The sequence below is a fragment of the Antrihabitans stalactiti genome, assembly GCF_012932915.1.
Classification (GTDB): domain Bacteria; phylum Actinomycetota; class Actinomycetes; order Mycobacteriales; family Mycobacteriaceae; genus Antrihabitans; species Antrihabitans stalactiti.
On sequence record NZ_VCQU01000013.1, the window covers coordinates 144649 to 166304 of the forward strand.

20 protein-coding genes and 1 pseudogene are annotated in these 21656 nt (G+C 63.9%); 19 read left to right on the forward strand and 2 right to left on the reverse strand.

The features are described from left to right. Positions 1-49: 49 nt before the first annotated feature. On the reverse strand, positions 50-775 hold the full coding sequence (locus FGL95_RS28630) for a DUF305 domain-containing protein (RefSeq protein WP_169593799.1): 726 nt from the start codon (positions 773-775) through the stop codon (positions 50-52). After that, complete coding sequence (locus FGL95_RS28635; protein ID WP_169593801.1) at positions 768-1703, reverse strand: DUF3105 domain-containing protein; 936 nt, start codon at positions 1701-1703, stop codon at positions 768-770. Before FGL95_RS28635 ends, FGL95_RS28630 begins: the two co-directional genes overlap by 8 nt. A 181-nt stretch (positions 1704-1884) precedes the next feature. Between FGL95_RS28635 and argS the strand changes: the two genes are divergently transcribed. The 19 genes and pseudogenes from argS (at position 1885) to FGL95_RS28730 (ending at position 21633) form a co-directional block, all read left to right on the forward strand. Next, positions 1885-3537 (forward strand): arginine--tRNA ligase, encoded by a 1653-nt coding sequence (gene argS / locus FGL95_RS28640; RefSeq protein WP_169593803.1) that lies wholly within the window; start codon positions 1885-1887, stop codon positions 3535-3537. 78 nt (positions 3538-3615) lie between these two features. Next, entirely contained in the window at positions 3616-5037 is a 1422-nt protein-coding gene (gene lysA / locus FGL95_RS28645; protein WP_169593805.1) for a diaminopimelate decarboxylase, read from the forward strand. 5 nt (positions 5038-5042) lie between these two features. Next, positions 5043-6362, forward strand: a complete 1320-nt coding sequence (locus FGL95_RS28650) for a homoserine dehydrogenase (protein ID WP_338080074.1) — start codon at positions 5043-5045, stop codon at positions 6360-6362. Then, the gene (thrC, locus tag FGL95_RS28655; RefSeq protein WP_169593807.1) at positions 6359-7444 is read left to right on the forward strand and encodes a threonine synthase; all 1086 of its coding nucleotides are present in this window, start codon (positions 6359-6361) and stop codon (positions 7442-7444) included. Before FGL95_RS28650 ends, thrC begins: the two co-directional genes overlap by 4 nt. A gap of 23 nt (positions 7445-7467) precedes the next feature. Then, positions 7468-8400: a homoserine kinase gene (thrB, locus tag FGL95_RS28660; protein WP_169593809.1), complete on the forward strand. Its 933-nt coding sequence runs from the start codon at positions 7468-7470 to the stop codon at positions 8398-8400. Between the two features lie 279 nt (positions 8401-8679). Beyond that, complete coding sequence (gene rho / locus FGL95_RS28665) at positions 8680-10896, forward strand: transcription termination factor Rho (protein WP_169593811.1); 2217 nt, start codon at positions 8680-8682, stop codon at positions 10894-10896. A gap of 74 nt (positions 10897-10970) precedes the next feature. Next, positions 10971-12227 carry a DUF7373 family lipoprotein gene (locus tag FGL95_RS28670; RefSeq protein ID WP_169593813.1) on the forward strand — a complete coding sequence of 419 codons (1257 nt, stop codon included), beginning with the start codon at positions 10971-10973 and terminating at the stop codon, positions 12225-12227. A gap of 204 nt (positions 12228-12431) precedes the next feature. After that, complete coding sequence (gene rpmE / locus FGL95_RS28675; RefSeq protein ID WP_169593815.1) at positions 12432-12671, forward strand: 50S ribosomal protein L31; 240 nt, start codon at positions 12432-12434, stop codon at positions 12669-12671. A gap of 78 nt (positions 12672-12749) precedes the next feature. Beyond that, positions 12750-13829 carry a peptide chain release factor 1 gene (prfA, locus tag FGL95_RS28680; RefSeq protein ID WP_169593817.1) on the forward strand — a complete coding sequence of 360 codons (1080 nt, stop codon included), beginning with the start codon at positions 12750-12752 and terminating at the stop codon, positions 13827-13829. Positions 13830-13854: 25 nt separating this feature from the next. Then, the gene (gene prmC / locus FGL95_RS28685; protein ID WP_169593819.1) at positions 13855-14739 is read left to right on the forward strand and encodes a peptide chain release factor N(5)-glutamine methyltransferase; all 885 of its coding nucleotides are present in this window, start codon (positions 13855-13857) and stop codon (positions 14737-14739) included. Further along, positions 14736-15398 carry an L-threonylcarbamoyladenylate synthase gene (locus FGL95_RS28690; protein WP_169593821.1) on the forward strand — a complete coding sequence of 221 codons (663 nt, stop codon included), beginning with the start codon at positions 14736-14738 and terminating at the stop codon, positions 15396-15398. The genes prmC and FGL95_RS28690 overlap by 4 nt, the downstream gene beginning before the upstream one ends. Next, positions 15395-16693 (forward strand): serine hydroxymethyltransferase, encoded by a 1299-nt coding sequence (locus FGL95_RS28695; protein ID WP_169593823.1) that lies wholly within the window; start codon positions 15395-15397, stop codon positions 16691-16693. The genes FGL95_RS28690 and FGL95_RS28695 overlap by 4 nt, the downstream gene beginning before the upstream one ends. Before the next feature lie 83 nt (positions 16694-16776). Continuing rightward, on the forward strand, positions 16777-17871 hold the full coding sequence (locus FGL95_RS28700; protein WP_240963381.1) for a glycosyltransferase family 4 protein: 1095 nt from the start codon (positions 16777-16779) through the stop codon (positions 17869-17871). Positions 17872-18094: 223 nt separating this feature from the next. After that, on the forward strand, positions 18095-18301 hold the full coding sequence (locus tag FGL95_RS28705) for an AtpZ/AtpI family protein (RefSeq protein WP_169593827.1): 207 nt from the start codon (positions 18095-18097) through the stop codon (positions 18299-18301). Positions 18302-18312: 11 nt separating this feature from the next. After that, complete coding sequence (locus FGL95_RS28710) at positions 18313-18756, forward strand: hypothetical protein (RefSeq protein ID WP_240963366.1); 444 nt, start codon at positions 18313-18315, stop codon at positions 18754-18756. Beyond that, a complete protein-coding gene (gene atpB / locus FGL95_RS28715) occupies positions 18753-19502 on the forward strand; it encodes a F0F1 ATP synthase subunit A (protein WP_169593829.1) in 750 nt (249 codons plus the stop codon). Before FGL95_RS28710 ends, atpB begins: the two co-directional genes overlap by 4 nt. Before the next feature lie 65 nt (positions 19503-19567). Beyond that, complete coding sequence (locus FGL95_RS28720; RefSeq protein ID WP_169593831.1) at positions 19568-19822, forward strand: F0F1 ATP synthase subunit C; 255 nt, start codon at positions 19568-19570, stop codon at positions 19820-19822. Between the two features lie 9 nt (positions 19823-19831). Then, positions 19832-20311, forward strand: coding sequence for a F0F1 ATP synthase subunit B (locus FGL95_RS28725; RefSeq protein ID WP_169593833.1), 480 nt, complete (start codon positions 19832-19834; stop codon positions 20309-20311). Positions 20312-20317: 6 nt separating this feature from the next. Next, a pseudogene (locus FGL95_RS28730) lies at positions 20318-21633 on the forward strand (F0F1 ATP synthase subunit B/delta). Positions 21634-21656: the final 23 nt, after the last annotated feature.

The window sequence follows — 21656 nt, forward strand, 5'->3', positions numbered from 1 at the left end:
TGTAACCCTAACTCATCGCGCGTGAGCGGCCAAAGCGAGTCAGTGCGAGCTAGTTCAGCGGCAACGGTTGCGCGTTGCGAGCGGCGAGCAGCGAGATCATCTGCTCGGATTCCTTGTCCTGCGTCTTGACCATCGATTGCGCCAAGTTCCGGACGACCGACAAGCTGGCGTGCTCGGCTGCATACTCGGCCATGGGTTTTCCGCCTTGGTGGTGGCGAAGCATCAGCTGGAGAAACAGCACGTCCAACGCCGGACCTTGCGCTTGACGCAGGTTGGTGAGGTCCTGCTGGCTCGCCATTCCGGGCATCGTCGACATACCTTTGCCCGACATCGAGTCGCTCATGCCACTCATGTCGTGGCCGCTGCCGTGCGCGTCGTCGCCCATCCACTTCATGTAGCCGTCGTCGGCGTAGAGCGGTCGCTCCCATAGGGTCAGCCAGCCGCGCATCTGGCCGATCTGATTCTGCTGCGTGGTCAAGATGTCGTAGGCCAGCGTCTGCACCGCGGTGTCGGTCGAGCGCGTCAATGCGATCGCCGACATCTCGACCGCTTGATCGTGATGGACGCTCATGTCTTGGCAGAAGCCGACGTCGACGGAGTCTGCCGCCGGAGTATCGGTCGAGTCGTCGAACGGAAAGCGGGCGAGGACGCCGACAGCGAAGCCGAGCAGGAGAGCAGCGACCACGCCGAGCACGGTCAGCGCAACCCGTTGGCTCCGTTTTGCCGGCGCCGGCTCGCTGGACGCCGTCGTCGAGTCCGGTTCTTGATCAGCCATTCGGCACCGGCGCAGGAGCAGGCGCGGGCGGGTTCTCGGCGGGCGGAGCCGCGGGCGGGTTCTCAGCCGTCGGCGGCAACTGCGGGATCTGCGGGATCTGCGGAGCGGATTCGTCGGTGGCAGGGGTCGCGCCCTTGCCGTCCATCTGCACCGCATCCGGGCCTGGCGGGTTCGGGTCGAACGCAGGCGGGTTGTCCGGATCGAACGAGCCCGGAATCACCGAGCAGCTGCCGTTCGGCTCCGGCGCGTTGAACGAGTTGCCACGCAGCGCGGAGATGAACTGCGGAATCCGGCGGTCGTCGGCGTTGTCGAGCTTGAGTTGGTGACCCCATGCCTGCAGCGAGATCGGGCTGTCGAGACCGGGGTAGGGCGACATCAACATGTACGGCTTGCCGTCGACGCGCGACTTCAGCTCGTCGAGCGCATCGCCGCTGACCTTGTCCGGGTTGTATGCAATCCAGACCGAGCCGTGTTCGAGGGCGTGCACTGCGTTCTCGTTGCGGATGGCCTTCGAATACACGACGCCGGTGCAGGTAGCCCAGACCTCGTCGTGCGGTCCACCGAACGGTGGGTTCTTGTCGTACGCCACCCGCTGGTTCGCCTTGACGTGCTGGCCTGCGGGGTACGTCACCACCGCAACGCCGTCGATACCGGTCGACGGATCGTGATTGCTCTCGGTCGGCGTGAAGCGCTCGGCGTCGCGTCGCTCGATGTACTTGGGAACGAGGTTCCAGGCGAGCAGTCCGACGAGCGCCAGAATTACGACAACCGCGCCGACCGTCATCCACGGAATCTGCCGTGGCTTCGGTAGGCCCTTGCCGCGGACCGCGGCGCCACCCTTCTTTTTCTTGGTGGCGGCGCTGATCGCCTTGGCTGACTTGGCCCCAGTCTTCGACTGTGGGCTGCGACTCTCCGAACCGCTGGGCATCGCTGGACTGCTTCTTTCGCCGAGTTGACTTCTTTGATTACGCTTTACGTACTGGTGAGCGCCGCGGCCCTCGAGCACGCAGGCTCCAACCACTCTACGGTGACACCGGCCGACTGCTCCCCGCCGAGCCCTGTCGGTCCGGTGAAGGCGCACGTCTCCGCAGACCATAGGATAAACACCTGTGACTCCAGCCGACCTTGCCGAACTCCTTCGTGGAACCACCGCGAAGGTGCTAGCCGAGCGCGGACTCGATCCGTCTGTGCTCCCGGCCGAACTCACGGTCGAACGCCCGCGCAACCCCGAACACGGCGATTATTCGACGAATGTCGCGATGCGAATCGGCAAGGCAGCGGGCGTGAACCCACGCGATCTGGCTGGTTGGCTGGCTGCCGCCCTCGTCGCCACCGACGGCATTGCCACTGCCGATGTCGCCGGGCCTGGCTTTCTCAACATCCGGTTGGACGCATCGGCGCAGGGCGCAATTCTCGAAGCCGTGCTCGCTGCGGGTGCTGCATACGGCTCCTCGACGGCGTTGGCCGCGTCGAAGATCAACCTTGAATTCGTGTCGGCGAATCCGACCGGACCCATTCACCTCGGCGGCACCCGCTGGGCAGCGGTAGGCGATGCGCTGGGCCGCATCCTCGCAGCTCAGGGCGCCACTGTGACGCGTGAGTACTACTTCAACGATCACGGCGCGCAGATCGATCGGTTTGCCGATTCGCTTATTGCCGCCGCGACCGGAGCGCCGACACCGGAGAACGGCTACGCGGGCGCCTACATCGCCGACATTGCAGCAGCAGTGGTGGCGAAACATCCAGATGTCTTGAGCCTGCCCGCCGATCAGCAGCGCGAGACGTTCCGCGCGACCGGTGTGGAGCTGATGTTCGCGCACATCAAGTCGACGCTGCACGAATTCGGCACCGATTTCGACGTCTACACCAGCGAAACCACGATGTTCTCGTCAGGCGCTGTGGACCGTGCGGTCGCGCAGTTGAAGGAATCGGGCAGCCTCTTCGAGGCAGACGGCGCGTGGTGGCTGCGTACTACCGATTTCGGTGACGACAAGGACCGCGTCGTCATCAAGAGCGACGGCACCTCGGCATACGTCGCCGGCGACATCGCCTACTTCATCGACAAGCGCGCACGGGGCCACAACCTCTGCATCTACATGCTCGGCGCCGACCACCACGGCTACATCGGCAGGCTGAAGGCGATCGCTGCCGCTCTCGGCGACGATCCCGCAACGGTCGAAGTGCTGATCGGCCAGATGGTCAATCTGGTTCGCGACGGTGTTGCGGTGAAGATGAGCAAGCGCGCGGGCACCGTGATCACGCTCGACGATCTCGTCGAGGCGATCGGGGTCGACGCCGCGCGCTACGCGCTCGTTCGGTCGTCGGTGAACACGAGCATCGACATCGACCTCGCACTCTGGACCAAGCAGAACGACGAAAACCCGGTCCTCTACGTGCAGTACGCGCATGCTCGCCTCCGATCGGTGGAGCGCAATGCTGCCGATCTCGGAGTGCAGTCAGCGAATCCGGACTTCTCGTTGCTCGATTCCGAGCATGAAGGAGAACTCATCCGGACGATCGGCGAGTACCCGCGAGTGGTGGCCAGTGCTGCGAATCTTCGTGAGCCGCATCGTATTGCGCGGTACCTGGAAGAGCTTGCCGGCGCGTATCACCGGTTCTACGGCGCATGCCGGATCCTGCCCATCGGCGACGAAGCGCCGAATCAACTGCACACCGCGCGCTTGGCGCTGTGCGGCGCGACGCGTCAGGTGTTGGCCAACGGGCTGACCTTGCTCGGCGTCAGTGCACCGGAGCAAATGTGAGGACACACCAGTGAGCGAGCGAGCCAAAAGACGCAGCCGCTGCGCGAGCGCGGCCGCCGAGCGCATCGAGGTGGGCGTGTGAGCGCACATCCGGCGGGGCCGCGGCACGCCGAAGAGGCCCATGCTCCCAACCTTCCAGAGCGGCCGACGGCTGCGGGCGAGATGACGGCGCTGCCCGCGCACGTATACCCGCGCGGTGCGAAGCGCGGTGCCGACGGCGTCGTCACTCTCGCCGGGGTTTCGGTGAAAGATCTCGCTGCGCAGTACGGCACACCGTTGTTCGTGATCGACGAGGACGACTTCCGTTCGCGTTGCAGGGATATCAAGTCCGCATTCGGACCCGAAGCCCGGATTCACTACGCGTCCAAAGCTTTTCTGTGTAGCGAGATCGCGCGGTGGGTTGCCGACGAGGGGCTGGCGCTCGACGTGTGTTCGGGTGGCGAGCTTGCGGTCGCATTGCACGGTGGCTTTCCGGCCGAGCGAATTGCCATGCACGGCAACAACAAATCGGTTGCGGAACTCGAAGCCGGCGTGAGTGCCGGTGTCGGTCACATCGTGCTCGACTCGATGATCGAGATCGACCGCCTCGACGAGATCGCCGGCGCAGCCGGCATCGTTCAGGACGTGCTCGTTCGCGTCACGGTCGGCGTCGAAGCGCATACGCACGAATTCATTTCGACCGCGCACGAAGACCAGAAGTTCGGCTTCTCCTTGGCCGGGGGAGCGGCGCTCGCCGCAGTCCGCCGGGTGTTCGAGACCGACAATCTCCGCCTCGTCGGGTTGCACAGCCACATCGGCTCCCAGATATTCGACGTCGACGGCTTCGAGCTCGCTGCGCGCCGGGTGATCGGGCTGCTGCACGATGTCGTCAAGGAGTTCGGCGTCGACAAGACCGCTCAGATCTCGATTGTCGATCTTGGTGGCGGACTTGGTATTTCGTACATCCCGAGCGACGACCCGCCGCCGATGGACGAGCTCGCCAGCAAGCTGTGGCAGATCGTCGAGGCCGAGTCCCGGCTCGTAGGCTTGCCGAAACCCACCCTCGCAGTAGAGCCTGGCCGTGCGATCGCGGGTCCGGGCACTGTGACGCTGTACGAGGTCGGCACCATCAAAGACGTTGCGCTCGGGGCGAATACGCGCCGCCGCTACGTCAGCGTCGACGGTGGAATGAGCGACAACATCCGGACCTCGCTCTACCAAGCCGAATACGACGCCAGATTGGTGAGCCGCGACAGTTCCGCGGAACCTGTCGTAGCGCGGGTCGTCGGAAAGCATTGCGAGAGTGGTGATGTCGTCATCCGCGACACGTGGTTGCCTGCCGATGTCGGCCCGGGCGACCTGCTCGCAGTCGCGGCGACCGGTGCCTACTGCTACTCGATGTCGAGTAGATACAACTTGCTGCCGCGTCCGGCGGTCGTATCGGTGCGCGACGGACAGTCGCGTTTGATTCTTCGCAGGGAGACTGTGCAAGACCTGCTCAGCCTGGAGGTGAGGGAGTGACGAGCGTGCCGATTCGAGCGCGAAATGGCGATGACCCGATCGGTGTCGCGGTATTAGGTATGGGCAATGTCGGCACCGAGGTGGTGCGGATTCTGCGCGATCATGCCGACGACCTGCGGCAACGCGTGGGAGCGCCGGTGGTGCTTCGCGGCATCGCGGTGCGCCGCGCCGACATCGACCGCGGAGTCCCGCAAGAACTGCTGACGACCGACGCGGCGGCCCTCGTCGCGCGCGACGACGTCGATATCGTCGTCGAGGTCATCGGCGGAATCGACCAGCCCAAGTCGCTGATCTTGGCAGCACTCAACTCCGGCAAGTCCGTCGTGACGGCGAACAAGGCGCTGCTGGCCGACTACACCGGTGAGATTGCCGAAGCCGCCGAACGTAACCGCGCGGACCTGTACTTCGAAGCTGCGGTGGCGGGCGCGATTCCGGTTGTACGGCCGCTGATGCAGTCGCTTGCCGGTGATCGAGTGAATCGCGTGGTCGGCATCGTCAACGGCACGACGAACTTCATTCTCTCGGCGATGGCAGAGACCGGCGCCGATTACGACGTATCACTGAAGGAAGCCGGTCGACTCGGCTACGCCGAGGCGGACCCGACTGCCGACGTCGAAGGCTACGACGCCGCGGCCAAAGCGGCGATCCTTGCGTCTTTGGCCTTCCACACCAGGGTGACCGCGGCGGACGTGTACCGCGAGGGCATCTCGAAGGTCACGGCGGAAGACATGGAGACCGCGTCTGCTGTGGGCTGCACGGTCAAGCTGCTTGCACTCTGCGAGCGCGTCGTCGACTCCGACGGCAAGGAATCCATCTCGGTCCGCGTCTACCCGGCACTCGTGCCGCTGACGCATCCGCTCGCCTCGGTGAACGGTGCGTTCAACGCCGTGGTCGTCGAGGCCGATGCAGCTGGGCGCCTGATGTTCTACGGACAGGGTGCAGGCGGTGCGCCGACCGCGTCGGCCGTCATGGGCGACCTCGTCATGGCCGCTCGCAACAAGTTCTACGGCGGACGCGGTCCGGGCGAGTCGACCTACGCGATGCTGCCGATCGCGCCGATCGGCGACACGCCCACCCGCTACCACGTCAATATGCAGGTAGCCGACCGTCCGGGCGTCCTCGCCGGGGTTGCAGCGGAATTCTCGCGACGCGAGGTCAGCATCTCTGCGGTGCGTCAGGAAGGTGCCGGTGACGGTGCCCGACTGGTGGTCGTCACGCACCGAGCGACGGAGTCAGCGCTCGCGGAAACCGTTGCCGCACTGTCGGAATTGGACTTCGAGGTCGTGGTCAAAAGCGTTCTCAGACTGGAAGGCACAGCAGAATGAGCACTCCTCGCTTGCAAGCGATTCACACCCCGTGGCCGGGACTGATCGAGGCCTACCGCGATCGTCTGGCGATCGGTCCAGACTGGGAGCCGGTCACGTTGCGTGAAGGCGGTACCCCGCTGCTGCCTGCCGCGCACCTGTCGGAGATCACCGGCTGCGACGTGCATTTGAAGGTCGAAGGGCTCAACCCCACAGGTTCGTTCAAAGACCGCGGCATGACGATGGCAATCACCGACGCCAAGGCTCGCGGCCAGCGTGCCGTGTTGTGCGCGTCGACGGGAAACACCTCGGCATCCGCAGCGGCGTACGCGGCCAAGGCGAAGATGACCTGCGCGGTCCTGATTCCACAGGGCAAGATCGCCATGGGCAAGCTCGCCCAGGCAGTCATGCACGGTGCGCGGATCATTCAGGTCGAGGGCAACTTCGACGACTGCCTCGAGCTCGCGCGGAAAACCACCGCCGAGTACCCGCAGATCGGGCTCGTGAACTCGGTCAACCCGGCGCGCATCGAAGGTCAGAAGACCGCGGCCTTCGAGATCTGCGACGCGCTCGGCAAGGCGCCCGATGTTCATGCCCTCCCGGTCGGCAACGCGGGCAACATCACTGCCTACTGGCGCGGCTACAGCGAGTACTTCGCCGATGGCATCACCTCGGTCCGTCCTCGCATGCTCGGTGTTCAAGCCGCGGGCGCTGCACCATTGGTGCACGGCGCACCGGTCAAGAATCCGGAAACGATCGCCACCGCGATCCGAATCGGCTCGCCGGCGTCGTGGCATGGAGCCATGGCGGCAAAAGACGAGTCGGGCGGCGCATTTCGGGCCGCGACCGACGAGGAACTGCTGGAGGCGTACCGCCTCATCGCGGCAACCGAGGGCGTCTTCGTCGAGCCCGCGTCGGCTGCAAGCGTTGCGGGATTGCTCGCTGCGCGCAAGGAAGGCTGGCTCGACGCTGGCCTGACCGTCGTGTGCACGGTGACCGGTAACGGGCTCAAGGATCCAGACACCGCGTTGCTCGGAATGCCTGCAGTGCAACCGATTCCGGTGGATCCCGCGGCTGTGGCATCCGCACTCGAGCTCGACTGAACGACGACCGGGCTTTGAGCGAGATGACCCAGACCCTTCCGATCGGGCTACGCGTGACGGCTCGTGTGCCAGCGTCGAGTGCGAATCTCGGTCCCGGATTCGACACCCTCGGTTTGGCGCTGGACCTCTGTGACGAGATCACTGTGACGACCACCCAATCCGGCCTAACTATTCGGGTGGAAGGTGAGGGTGCCGACGACGTGCCGTGGGGTCCGTCGCATCTGGTGGTCCGGGCGGTCGAGCGCGGCCTCGAGTCGGCGGGCGTGTGGGCTGATGGCTTGGATGTGTTGTGCCGTAACGTAATTCCGCACTCGCGCGGACTCGGTTCGTCCGCTTCGGCGGTCGTCGGTGGGCTTGCCGCGGCGAACGGCCTCGCCAAGAAGCTCGATCCGAATCTCGCGCTGAGCGACGAACAGCTCGTGCAGTTGGCAGCCGAGTTCGAAGGCCATCCCGACAACGCCGCTGCGAGCGTGCTTGGCGGGGCAGTCGTGTCGTGGATCGACGGCGACTGCACGAACGTCGCCGAGCGGGTCTACCGCGCGGTCCGGCTCGATGTGCATGGCGACATTCGGGCTGTCGTGCTCGTTCCGTCCGAACGCAGTTCCACCGCGCATACGCGGGGGTTGTTGCCGGAGACGGTTCCGCACCGTGATGCCGCGTTCAACGTCAGCCGCGCGGCACTTGCGGTGGTCGCATTGACCAAGCGCCCGGATTTGTTGCTTCCCGCGACCGCCGATCTGCTTCACCAAAATCAGCGTGCACCCGCATTGCCGCTGACAACGCGTTGGATCGCGCGTCTTCGAGCAGAAGGAATTGCGGCGGCGGTCTCAGGAGCTGGTCCGACGGTTCTGGCTCTGACAACTGCGCCGATTCCGGAATCGTTGCGGGCGGAAGCGGAAAGCGAAGGCCTCTCGGTCCTCGACCTCGATCTGTCCGACGGCGTCAGCGTCGTGTGACGCTGCCTGGCCGAACACGCCGGGCCAGTTGTTGCCGACGTTGGGGTTGGGGGTTATCCTTGGCACTGTCCGTACATCGTGCGCTTCAGACGCCGGTGCTTAACCAGGGCAATCACTCCAGAATTTCGGCGCTTACTCAGAACACCGAGTGCGCCACCGGAATGGTCCTTTCGCACAAAGTACCCGCACGTACGGCACATATCCGAGTCCAGCACATGCGCTGGGCTGCGGGACGAACCCTCGAATTCGCTCAGCGAGCGAGGGAAGGAAAGGACCTCCGTGACCGATACGGACCTGTTCGATTCGCCTGTTGTCGATTCTGCGACCGATTCCCCGGTCAGCCAGGCGAGCGATTCTTCACAAACTTCGAATACTTCTACCGCGGCCGACAAACCGGCCGACGGGCCGCGCGGCGGCGGATTGGCCGGAATGCTCTTACCTCAACTTCGTGCGTTGGCCAGCGAACTCGGCATCCGGGGCACCTCCGGCATGCGCAAGGGCGACCTGATCGGTGCAATCAAAGACAAGCAGGCCCCCGCAGCGCCAAAGGCTGAGGCTCCGAAAACCGAGGCTCCGAAATCCGAGGCTCCGAAATCAGAGGCTCCGAAATCAGAGGCGCCGAAAACCGAGGCTCCGAAATCAGAGGCGCCCAAGGCCGAGGCTCCGAAAGCCGCTGCTCAGACGAGTGCACCGCAGCGCGAAGCTGCTCCCGAGCCGGCTGCAGCCGAGCCCGCGGTCGACGCGCGTGTAACCGAGCCAGCGGCTACTGAGACGGCTGCTCCGTCGGACACTGCCGACGACGCAAGCGCTGATCGATCCGACCAGCAAGGCGGCCGTAACCGCCAACGTCGCGGCTCATCCAGGCAAGCGGGTTCGCCGGAACAAGGCGGAGCGGCCCAGCCAGAGGGCAACGAGCAACCGCGTAACGACGACCAGAATCGTCGCGGCGAGCAGAACAACGACCGCAACCAGGATTCGCAGGGTGGCCAGGGCGGCCGTCGCAATCAGGGCGACCGCAATCAGGGTGGCGACCGTAACCAGGGTGGCGACCGTAATCAGGGTGGCGACCGTAACCAGGGTGGCGGCGACCGCAACCAGGGTGGCGACCGTAACCAGGGCGGCGACCGTAACCAGGGCGGCGACCGCAACCAGAACAATCGCAATCAGAACAACCAGGGCAATCAGCAGGGCAACGGTCCGCGCGACAACCGCAACGATGCCGATGACGATGGTGACGGCCGCGGGCGTCGTGGGCGCCGGTTCCGTGAGCGCCGTCGCGGACGCGATCGCGGCGATGCGGTCGGCGGCAACGGCGTTCCCGAGGGTCGCGAGCCCGAGATCCGTGAAGACGACGTGCTCCAGCCGGTCGCGGGCATCCTCGACGTGCTGGACAACTACGCCTTCGTGCGGACGTCCGGTTACCTTGCCGGTCCGAACGACGTCTATGTCTCGATGAACTTGGTGCGCAAGAACGGACTGCGCCGCGGCGACGCGTTGACAGGTGCCGTTCGCGCACCCCGTGAGGGTGAGCAGAACAACCAGCGGCAGAAGTTCGACCCGCTGGTGCGGCTGGACACGGTCAACGGCGGCGAGGTCGAGGCTGCGCGCCGTCGCCCCGACTTCCAGAAGCTCACACCGCTGTACCCGAATCAGCGTCTGCGCCTCGAAACCAAGCAGAACATCCTCACCACGAGGGTTATCGACCTCATCATGCCGATCGGTAAGGGCCAGCGAGCCCTGATCGTCAGCCCGCCCAAGGCAGGTAAGACGACGATCCTGCAGGACATGGCCAATGCCATCGCGATCAACAACCCTGAGGTCTACCTCATGGTCGTCCTGGTCGACGAGCGTCCTGAAGAGGTCACCGACATGCAGCGTTCGGTCAAGGGCGAGGTCATCTCGTCCACGTTCGACCGTCCGCCGGCAGACCACACCTCGGTCGCCGAGTTGGCGATCGAGCGCGCGAAGCGCCTCGTCGAGATGGGTAAGGACGTTGTCGTCCTGCTCGACTCGATCACCCGCCTCGGCCGTGCATACAACAACTCGTCACCCGCTTCGGGCCGAATCCTGTCCGGTGGTGTCGATTCGACCGCGCTCTACCCGCCGAAGCGTTTCCTCGGTGCCGCGCGCAACATCGAAAACGGTGGGTCGCTCACGATCATCGCAACCGCAATGGTCGAGACCGGTTCGACCGGTGACACCGTGATCTTCGAAGAGTTCAAGGGCACCGGTAACGCCGAGCTCAAGCTGGACCGCAAGATCGCCGAACGCCGCGTGTTCCCCGCGGTCGACGTCAATCCGTCCGGCACCCGCAAGGACGAGCTGCTGCTCAACCCGGACGAGGCAGCGGTGCTGCACAAGCTGCGTCGCGTGTTGTCCGGGCTCGACTCCCACCAGGCGATCGATCTGCTGATCGACCGACTCAAGAAGTCGCGCAACAACCTCGAATTCCTCATGCAGGTGTCGAAGAACGCGCCTGGCTCTGCAGACGACTGACCGTTGTGAGTCTTTTCGGAGTCCATAGGCTCCGAAAAGACTCACAACCGTGGGGTTCTAGTAGCGTCGTTCCCATGAGATCTGGGTGGGATCGCACTGGGTCCGCGTTGCTCGCGGTGTGCGTCGCAGGCAGTGTTCTTGCTGGCTGTGGTTCGACGAAACAAGGCGAGGCGAAGCCGGCGGAGATCGACGTCCGGACCCTCGATGTCGGCAGCTACGGAACCCATCCGTTGCCGGTGCCCGAGAACAATCGCGAAACGTACGGGCGAATCATCGAAGCGGTCCACACTGCGGATGCGGTTGCGAGTCCGTACAAGATCGATCCGGCGTTGCGCTGGTGGTCCGGTGCGGAGCCGCGGCCCGATGCCAAGTCGGCGACGGGGACCCTCGCCGACGTCACGCTGCCCGTCCTCGAGAAAGAGGGCTTCATCGTCGGCTACGCGGTCGGTGGTCGATCGGAGAAGTTCCCGGACGAAGGTAAGCCGAAGGTCGGCGACGCGCGAGCGATCACGATCAACTTGCTGCGCTTTCCCGACGAGGCCTCTGCAAAGCGCGCCGCAGAAGGCATCGACGCTGCAGATTTCGGCATCTCGCCCGAGAACGTGCGTGTCGACATCCCCAAGTACTCGGACGCGCACAGCCATTGGCGTCCGAACGTCCCGACGTTGGGATCGACTATCTCCCACGGGGTTTGGGTGATCAGCGTGTACGCCGAGCACACGAGCCCCGACAAGTCGGCGCTGATCGACCTCGTGACCAAGACGTTCGATGCTCAAATTCCGCTGCTGGACTCGTTCAAGCCGACGCCTGCCGACAAGATCTCGAGCCTGCCGCTGGACGCGACCGGGTTGCTGCGCCGGACGCTGCCATACAAGCCTGAACTCTGGCCGTATCCGGCCGTCGAATTCGAGGATCCGGGCAGCGCAATCATCGAATCCGGCAACGTAAGCCGCGAAGTCGGCATCGTCTACACCGGCATCGGCGGCCTGCACTCGTCGACAGACAAAGAGAAGGCGACCAAGCTCTTCGACGCCGTCGGGCTCGAATATTGGGCCGCGGTCGATGTCGGGACGTTCCTCTACAAGGTCCGTGACGAAGCTGCCGCCAAGCAACTCGTCGACAACAACTTCGGCGACGACCCTGACAACAAAAGCGACATCGACGGACCCACTGGCGTGCCCAGCGCCAAGTGCTTCGAATACCAGAACACCGCCGTCTTCCGTTGCAGCGTGATCTACCGCAACTACGTCGGTACCGTCATCAGCGACGACGAAGCCGACGTCCGCCACAAGGCCGCCGCGCAGTACGCCCTCCTCGCGAATAGCCAGTGACATGGTTCCTCGGACTACGGCATGAATGGCGCTTCCACTTCGTTGGATCGATTGAATGTCACATTGATGCGGTGTGGAACAAAGGGAGCTACCGACGAGTTATAGGTTCGTCGAGCGTTCTGGCATACTGAGCGGTCGAAGTCCGGTTCCGGTTCACGTCCTCGAATGGCGAGGGCGACCCGGCGACCAATGTGAGAGGACACCATGAAGGCAGGAATTCACCCCAACTACGTCGCGACCACGGTCGTGTGCGGTTGTGGGAACACGTTCGAAACGCACAGCACCAAGGAGTCGGGCCAGATCCACGTCGAGGTCTGCTCGCAGTGCCACCCGTTCTACACCGGCAAGCAGAAGATTCTCGACACCGGTGGTCGCGTCGCACGCTTCGAGGCTCGCTACGGCAAGCGCGCCGAAAAGGGCGCCAAGAAGTCCGAAAACGCTTAGCTTCCTCGCCGACGCCCGTCCTGTTGCTGTTTACAGGCCGGGCGTCGGCTTTTTTGTACGCCGAGAAGGAAGCGAATCATGACTGACAACACTCGCGCGTCGGCGATCGACGACATCCTCGCCGAGCATGCCAGCTTGGAACTGCAGCTCGCCGATCCGGCGCTCCACAACAATCCTGGCGCCGCGCGCCGAGTAGGCAAGCGCTTCGCAGAACTTGCGCCCGTCATGTCTGCGCACGCCAAGCTCCAGGCCGCGCGCGACGACCTCGAGGCCGCGAAAGAGCTTGCGGCTGACGACAGCAGCTTCGCCGCCGAGATCCCCGAGCTGGAGGCTGCGGTCGAGACGCTGGACCAGACGCTGACCGACCTGCTGGCACCGCGCGATCCGCACGATGCCGACGACGTCGTGCTGGAGGTCAAATCCGGCGAAGGCGGCGAGGAATCGGCTCTGTTCGCAGCCGACCTTGCCCGGATGTACGTCCGTTACGCGGAGCGGCGCGGCTGGCGTGTCGAGATTCTCGACGCGAACATCTCCGACCTGGGCGGATACAAAGAGGCCACCCTCTCGATCAAAACCAAGAACGCGGACCGCGACGGGGTGTGGTCGCGGCTGAAGTTCGAAGGTGGCGTGCACCGGGTTCAACGGGTGCCGGTGACGGAATCGCAGGGTCGTGTGCACACCTCTGCCGCGGGCGTACTGATCTACCCCGAGCCGGACGAGGTCGAAGAGGTAGAGATCGACGAGACCGATCTGCGCATCGACGTCTATCGATCGTCGGGCAAGGGTGGTCAGGGCGTGAACACGACCGACTCGGCCGTGCGCATCACGCATCTGCCGACCGGCATCGTCGTCACCTGCCAGAACGAGCGGTCGCAGCTGCAGAACAAAGCGCGCGCCATGATCGTGCTTGCGGCCCGGCTGCAGGCGCTCGCTGAGGAACAGGCTGACGCAGAAGCCTCCGCTGGGCGAGCGAGCCAGGTACGGACCGTCGACCGTTCGGAACGGATCCGCACGTACAACTTCCCGGAGAACCGCATCACCGATCACCGCATCGGCTTCAAGGCGCACAATCTCGACGCGGTGCTCGACGGCGAGTTGGATGCCCTGCTCGACGCGCTCCGCCAGGCCGACCGAGAGGCGAGGCTCGCGGTCGACTGACGGCTCGCATGGCAGGCTGTACCTCGTGAGTCGTCAACCACTTCGTCCCGCCCTGCTCGAAGCGGTCGGGCAACTCGCTGCCGCGGGCGTGCACAGTCCTCGATACGACGCCGAGGAGCTTGCTGCTTCGTTGATCGGCGTCGAGCGGACGCGACTCGGGTTGGTGCCTCTCGTCGAACCCGCAGTGCTGGAGGCATATCGCAAGATGGTCGATCAGCGCGCCAAACATATTCCGTTGCAGTACATCACCGGCTTGTCGGCGATGGGAGACATTGACGTCGAGGTCGGACCTGGCGTCTTCGTGCCACGTCCGGAGACCGAGTTGCTGCTCGCGTGGGCACTTGCGTTCCTCGAATCGTGCGTCCGACGGGCCCCGGTCGTGCTCGACCTGTGCACCGGTTCGGGTGCACTCGCGCTCGCAATTGCGCATGCACGTCCGGATGCGACCGTCCATGCCGTGGAGATCGATCCGCGTGCGCTCGTCTGGACCGAGCGCAACGCCACGTTGCGTGCCCGCGAGGGTGACACGCCGATCATCGTCGTGGCGGGCGATGTGACGGACCCCGCGCTGTGCACTGCGCTCGATGGGACAGTCGATGTCGTCGTCGCGAATCCGCCCTACATCCCGACCGGCGTCGTCCTCGACCCCGAAGTTGCCGAGCACGATCCCCATCTCGCGCTTTTCGCCGGTCCCGAAGGTATGGACGTGATCACGCCGATGATTCCGAACATTGCTCGTTGGTTGCGGGCGGGCGGGGGCGTGGCGATCGAGCACGACGATTCGGCGGGGACGAAGACTGCGGCGTTGCTCGCCGAGCACGGAGACTTCGTCGACATCGCCGAGCATTTCGATCTTGCCGGTAAGCCGCGCTTCGTTGTCGCGGCACGGTCGGGAAGGATCGAAGCGTGAGTACCGTCTATGACACAGGGGATCCCGCGTCCCGCGCAGCCGGACTGGATGCGGCGACGCGGATGCTCAAAGGCGGCCGGCTCGTCGTGCTGCCGACCGACACGTTGTACGGAATTGCCGCCGACGCGTTCGACAGCTCTGCGGTGAACGCGCTGCTACGTGCGAAACACCGCGGTCGCGACATGCCGGTTCCAGTCCTTGTCGGCTCGTGGAACACGATCGATGGTCTGGTGTTGTCGGTCCGCCCGCAGGCGCGCGAACTGATCCGTGCGTTCTGGCCAGGTGGGTTGAGTTTGGTTGTCCAGCAGGCTCCTTCACTTGCCTGGGATCTGGGGGACACCCGAGGGACGGTCATGCTCCGGATGCCGTTGCATCCCGTTGCGCTGGACCTGCTGCGCGAAATCGGTCCGCTGGCGGTGTCGAGCGCGAACGTGTCGGGATCGCCGCCTGCGCGCACGGTCGACGAAGCGCGTGAGCAATTCGGTGAAGCTGTGGGTGTCTATCTCGACGGTGGCGAGTCGGTGGATCCGGTCGCGTCGACGATCGTCGATCTCACTGGCGATCAACCGCGCATACTGCGTGAAGGCGCAGTGGCAACGGCGGATATCGCCGACGTCCTCGGTATGCCTGTGGAAACACTGGAAGGAAAGAAGCAGTGAACGAGCCGAGGTTCTGGGGACCGGACTTTGCCGAACTCGAGCAGACCGATCCCGAGATTGCATCGATAGTCCTCGCCGAACTGGACCGCCAGCGTTCGGGGCTGCAGCTGATTGCCAGCGAGAATCTGACCAGCCCTGCGGTTTTGGCGACACTCGGCTCGACGCTGAGCAACAAGTACGCGGAGGGCTACCCAGGTCACCGGTACTACGGGGGTTGCGCTGAGGTCGACAAGGCCGAAAATCTGGCCATCGAGCGGGCGAAGGCGCTGTTCGGCGCCGAGCATGCGAACGTGCAGCCGCACTCCGGTGCCAGTGCGAATCTCGCCGTCTACGCCGCGTTCGCGCAGCCGGGAGACCCGATTCTCGCCATGAGCTTGCCCCACGGCGGGCACCTCACCCACGGCTCGCGCGTCAGCTTCTCGGGTAAATGGTTCACGCCGACGCCCTATCACGTCGATAAGCGGACCGAACTGATCGATTACGACGAGGTCCGCGATCTGGCGCTCGCGACGCGACCCAAGATCATCGTCGCCGGTGCCACCGCCTATCCGCGGCTGATTGATTTCGCCGCTTTCCGCTCGATTGCCGACGAGGTCGACGCCATTCTGTGGGTCGACGCCGCGCATTTCATCGGCTTGGTTGCGGGCAAGGCGATTCCGTCGCCGGTGCCTTATGCCGACGTCGTTTCCGCGACGACGCACAAGGTGTTGCGCGGACCGCGCGGTGGCATGTTGCTGTGCCGCGCCGAGCATGCTCGCGCGATCGACAAGGCGATCTTCCCGTTCAGCCAGGGCGGGCCGCTCATGCATTCCATCGCAGGTAAGGCGGTCGCGTTCAAGGAAGCTGCGACGCCCGCGTACCAGGTCTATGCCTCGAACGTCACAGCAAACGCCGCGACGCTTGCGAAGTCGCTGGAAGCCCACGGCATGCGAGCAGTATCGGGTGGCACAGACACCCATCTCGCTTTGATCGATCTTCGCGCGGTTGGAGTAACGGGAGCCGACGCCGAGCGGCGCTGCGATGCTGCCCGGATCACCTTGAACAAGAACGCTATTCCCTACGATCCAGCACCCCCCATGGTTGCGTCGGGCATCCGTGTCGGCTCGGCAGCGCTGACGACTCAAGGCTTCGACGGTGCCGACATGGAGCGCGTCGGTGGGCTCGTCGCCCGCGCGGTCCGGGCCGACAGCGCAACCGAAGCTGGTCAGCGTGAGCTGGCGTCCGTGCAGGCGGATGTGACAGATCTCGTGTCGGCCAAGCCTGCCTACCCACGCGGGGTCGAGTCTGCATCGTGAGTGCCTCCGCCGACTCCGCCGCATTGGTGCTAGCGCAAGCCACCAGGGGAGCGGGGGTTCCGCTTCGCGAGCTGTTGCTGGTGATGTTGACCGCTGCGGTCGTGACGTTCTTCGCCACCGGCGGAGTGCGGTTGCTGGCGACCAAGTTCGGTGCAGTCGCGGTGCCACGAGACCGTGACGTGCACAAGACGCCGATTCCGCGGATGGGTGGCGTCGGAATCTTCGCCGGAATGGTCGCTGCATTGTTGTTCGCCCAGCAACTGCCGGCTTTGGCCCGCGGATTCGAATACGGTGCCCGAGACATTCCGGCCGCTCTCGTCTCCGGCGCGGTGATCGTGCTGGTCGGCGTCATCGACGACCGCTGGGGGCTCGATGCGCTGACGAAATTCGTCGGCCAGGTCACGGCGGCGGGCATCCTCGTGCTCTTGGGTGTGAGCTGGTGGGTGATCTATTTCCCGTTCGGTGGGGGCACCATCACGCTCGACCCGCTGCAAGCAGGTCTGGTGACCATCGCGGTCACCGTTGTGATGGTCAATGCGATGAACTTCGTCGATGGACTCGACGGCCTCGCCGCTGGAATGGGCCTGATCGCGGCGTTGGCGATCTGCGTGTACTCCGTCGGATTGCTTCGTGAGCAGGGCGGTGATGTCAGCGTCTACCCACCGGCGTTGTTGGCGGCCGCCCTCGCCGGAGCGTGCCTAGGCTTTCTGCCGCACAACTTCCAGCCGGCCCGCATCTTCATGGGGGATTCCGGGTCGATGCTGATCGGCCTGATGTTGGCGACGATTTCGACAAGCGCCTCCGGCAAGATCGGCCGCAACGCATACGGCATCAAGGATGTCCTCGGCCTGTTGACTCCGCTGCTCTTGGTCGGCGCGGTGATGTTCATTCCGATCCTCGATCTACTGCTCGCAATTGTGCGGCGAACCCGAGCCGGAGTCAGCCCGTTCAGCCCGGACAAGATGCACCTCCATCACCGGCTCTTGCAGATCGGCCACAGCCATCGCCGGGTGGTTCTGCTCATCTACTTATGGGTTGGCGTGCTCGCGTTCGGTGCAGTCGGTCCGTCGCTCATCGACCGGCGAATTGTTGTGTTGCTCGTCGCAGGCGGACTGGTATTTGCCCTGGTCGTGACGGCTGTGCCGTCCTTGCGGCAGCATGATGACCAGCCTGGCTGACATGTCCGTTTTGGGCGGACTCGACAGCTAGGACGTCCATCTACTACACTGTGTCGTGGACAGGTTGAACGGCCAAATGCCTGTGGTACGGTTTCCGCTGTTCGTCCGAGTGGTCCCCTTGCGGGCACACGGGCTTACGATTCGACCGAAAAGGAGTTGCACGTGATCGACATCAGCGCGCAATTCCAAGACGGTTAGCCCACAGGCGGTTAGGTCTCAAGCGATGGCGAGCGAGCCACCCAGCACGCGACAGCTTATCGGTCTCGGCGCCACCATCACGGGATCTGTGGTTGCAGGGCTGGTGCTCGGGTTCGTACTCGACGCGAGTCTGCATACCTCGCCGATCTTCGTTCTGGTCGGGCTGGCCGTAGGGATTGTATGCGCGGCAGTTTCGATGTTCGTGCAGTTTCGAGCGTTCTCGAAGGATTGAGGAAGAGGCAGATGGCGATGGCGCCAACAAGTCCCACTCCGCTACCGGACGAAGGTAGCGATGGGGGAGTCACGGTTCCCGGGAATCCGATCAATCTGCGGCTGCCGGGGATCATCTCCATCGTTGCCGGCATCATCGCTCTGATGGTTTCGGGAGTCCTCGATCATCTTGTGATGGGCTTGCTCATCTGCGTCGGGCTCGCGCTCGGCCTTCTCAATATGTGGCTCGTGAAGGGCGCGGTTCTTCGAGTTACCGCGCAGGTGCATCCGAGCAAACAGCAGATGGCGATGTCTTCGGCCTCCAGGCTGCTCGTGATCACCGCTTTCGCGCTCATGATAGGTTTCCTGCTGCGGCCTGACGGTATCGGCGTCTTCGTCGGTCTGGCCATATCCCAAGTAGTTCTGATACTGACAACCACTGTGCCTGCACTGAAGGGACTTCGCCAGCAATCATGACTGACCAAGTTCTCGCCGAAACCAAAGTAGAGGTCGGCCACCATACCAAGGCAGAGTTCCTTGGAATGACTTTCAATCTCGACACGATTCTCGCGACCTCCGTCGCTGCATTGATCGTCATCGGCCTCGCGTTCTACTTGCGGGCAAAAGTGACCTCCGGTGCACCGAATAGTGTCCAGCTGTTCTTCGAAACAGTGACGATTCAGATGCGCGGCCAGGTCGAAAGCGCAATCGGCATGAAGATCGCGCCGTTCGCCCTTCCCCTTGCAGTCGCACTGTTCACATTCATCCTCGTGTCGAACTGGCTTTCAATTCTTCCGGTTCAGTACAAGACCGAAGACGGCGTCCGCGAATTGCTCAAGCCGCCTGCGGCAGACATCAATTACGTTTTCGCGCTCGCATTGTTCGTCTTCTTCTTCTATCACGCGGCCGGCGTCGCACGGCGTGGCTTCTTCACTCACCTGAAGCAGCTGGCCAAGGGTCATATCGTGGCGATGGCGCCGTTGAACATCGTCGAGGAGATCGCAAAGCCGATCTCGCTCTCGCTCCGACTTTTCGGCAACCTGTTCGCCGGCGGAATCATGGTCGCGATGATCGCGCTCATCCCGCCGTACATATTGTGGGCGCCGAACGCAGTATGGAAGCTCTTCGACCTGTTCATCGGGTTGATCCAGGCATTCATCTTCGCATTGTTGACCATTCTCTACTTCGGTCAGGCAATGGAGCTGGAAGACGAACACCACTGATCCACACGATCCCGTCCACATCAGATAACTCTGGCTCGAAAAAAAGAAAAAGGAAGTGAAGGAAAATGGCAGCGGATCCACAACTCCTGGCTGGCGCGTTCATCGGCGGCGGCATCATGTTGGCCGGTGGCGCAATCGGCGCTGGTATCGGTGACGGCCTGGCCGGTGGCCAGCTCATCGCGGGCATCGCCCGTCAGCCCGAGGCACAGCCGCGACTCATGACCCCGTTCTTCATCACGGTCGGTCTGGTCGAGGGTATGTACTTCATCAACCTGGCCTTCATGGCATTCCTCGTATTCGCAACTCCCGGCGCCAGTTAGCACCGGATTATGGACAGCAAGAATCTCGCTGAAGGGGACAACTTCCTTGTCCCTAACGGCACCTTCTTCGTCGAACTCGCGATCTTCTTGATCGTGCTCGGTGTCATTTGGAAGTTCGTCGTTCCGCCGATCCGTGAGGTCCTGCAAGCACGCGCAGACCTCGTGGCGAAGACGGCAGACGACAACCACCGTGCGGCGCGCGCATTTGCGGATGCAGATGCGAAGTACCGCAGTGAGCTGCTGAATGCGCGCACCGAGGCTGCCAAGATCCGCGAGGAAGCTCGCGGCGACGGCCAGAAGGTTCTCGACGAAATGCGAAAGACGGCCAAGGCGGAGTCCGACGCGATCCAGGCGAAGGCGGACCAGGAGCTGAGCGCTCAGGCCGACCAGGTTGCTGGTGCCTTGCGCCCCAGCATCGGCAGTCTCTCGGAGACGCTCACGAATCGCGTTCTCGGAGAGTCGTTCGCCAACCAACCAGGGCGAGGGTAGATAGCAGTGGGACTGTTTCTCGGACAGCTTGTCGGCTTCGCGGTCATCGTCTATGTGATCGTGAAGTACGTTGCACCGCCGGTGCGTGAAGCGATGGCGAAGCGGCAAGCCGAGGTGAACACGCAGATCAGCGAAAGCGAGCAGGCTGCCGCCAAGCTGGCCAAAGCCGAAAAGGCCCATGCCGAGGCAGTCGCGGAGGCACGCAACGAGGCCGCGCGTATCCGTGAGGATGCTCGCGCCGACGCTCAGCGGATTGCGGCGCAACTGCGCGAGCAGGCGGACGCAGAGGTCGAGCGGATCAAGCAGCACGGTGCCGAGCAGATCGCTCTGCAGCGGCAGCAATTGATCCGGCATCTCAAGCACGACCTCGGTTCTGCCGCGGTTGCAGAAGCCGGCGAGAAGGTTCGCGGACATCTGGCACAGCCGGGTGCGCGTGAACAAAGTGTCGATCGTTTGCTCGATGAGCTGGAAGCCATGGTTGGCAACAAGAAGGGAGTTTCGTAATGCATGCTGCAAGTCGGGACTCGCTGCAAGCAGTGCAGAGCAAGTTCGACGACATCGTCGGCGGGCTCGATGACTCGAAGCTCCTTGATTTCGCTGACAATCTGGCCGCCGTCGCGGACCTGTTGGTATCGGAAGTAGTGCTGCGCAAGCACATTGCTGGGAACGCCGAAGACGAGGCGCCCAAGGTCGCGCTCGTCGAATCGCTCTTCTCAGGCAAGATCGGCGCGGAGGCGCTCGACATCGTGCGTACTGCAGCCGCGCAGCGCTGGTCGAAGTCTCGGGACCTCACAGATGCGCTAGAGCGTTTCGCAAATCTCGCAGTGGTGGTCGACGCGGAGCGCGCAGGTCAGCTCGACAATCTCGAAGACGAGCTGTTTCGCTTCGGGCGCACGCTCGATGCCAACCCGAAGCTTGCGACGTTGCTCGGCACCTCGAGCGCACCGGCCGCCGGCCGCGTGCAGCTGCTCGACGACGTCCTCGCAGGCAAGGCATCGCAGTACACGGAGCGCTTGCTCCGCCAGGCGGTCCAACTGGTGCACGGGCGGAACATCGAGGAGGTCGTGCCGCAGCTCGCCGAGCTTGCAGCGGCCCGACGCGGTGAATCGGTCGCTCATGTCACGGCAGCGAGCGCGCTGAGCGATGCACAGCTCGAGCGGCTGGAGGCTGTGCTGTCGCGGATCTACGACCGCAACATGTCGGTCCAGCTGGACATCGATCCCGATGTCCTCGGTGGTCTCCGGATCACGGTCGGCGACGAGGTTGTGGACGGAACCATCGCGTCCCGACTTGCGGGCGCTGCCAGCCAGCTTCCAGATTAGCCGCACGAAATTACACGAGCCGA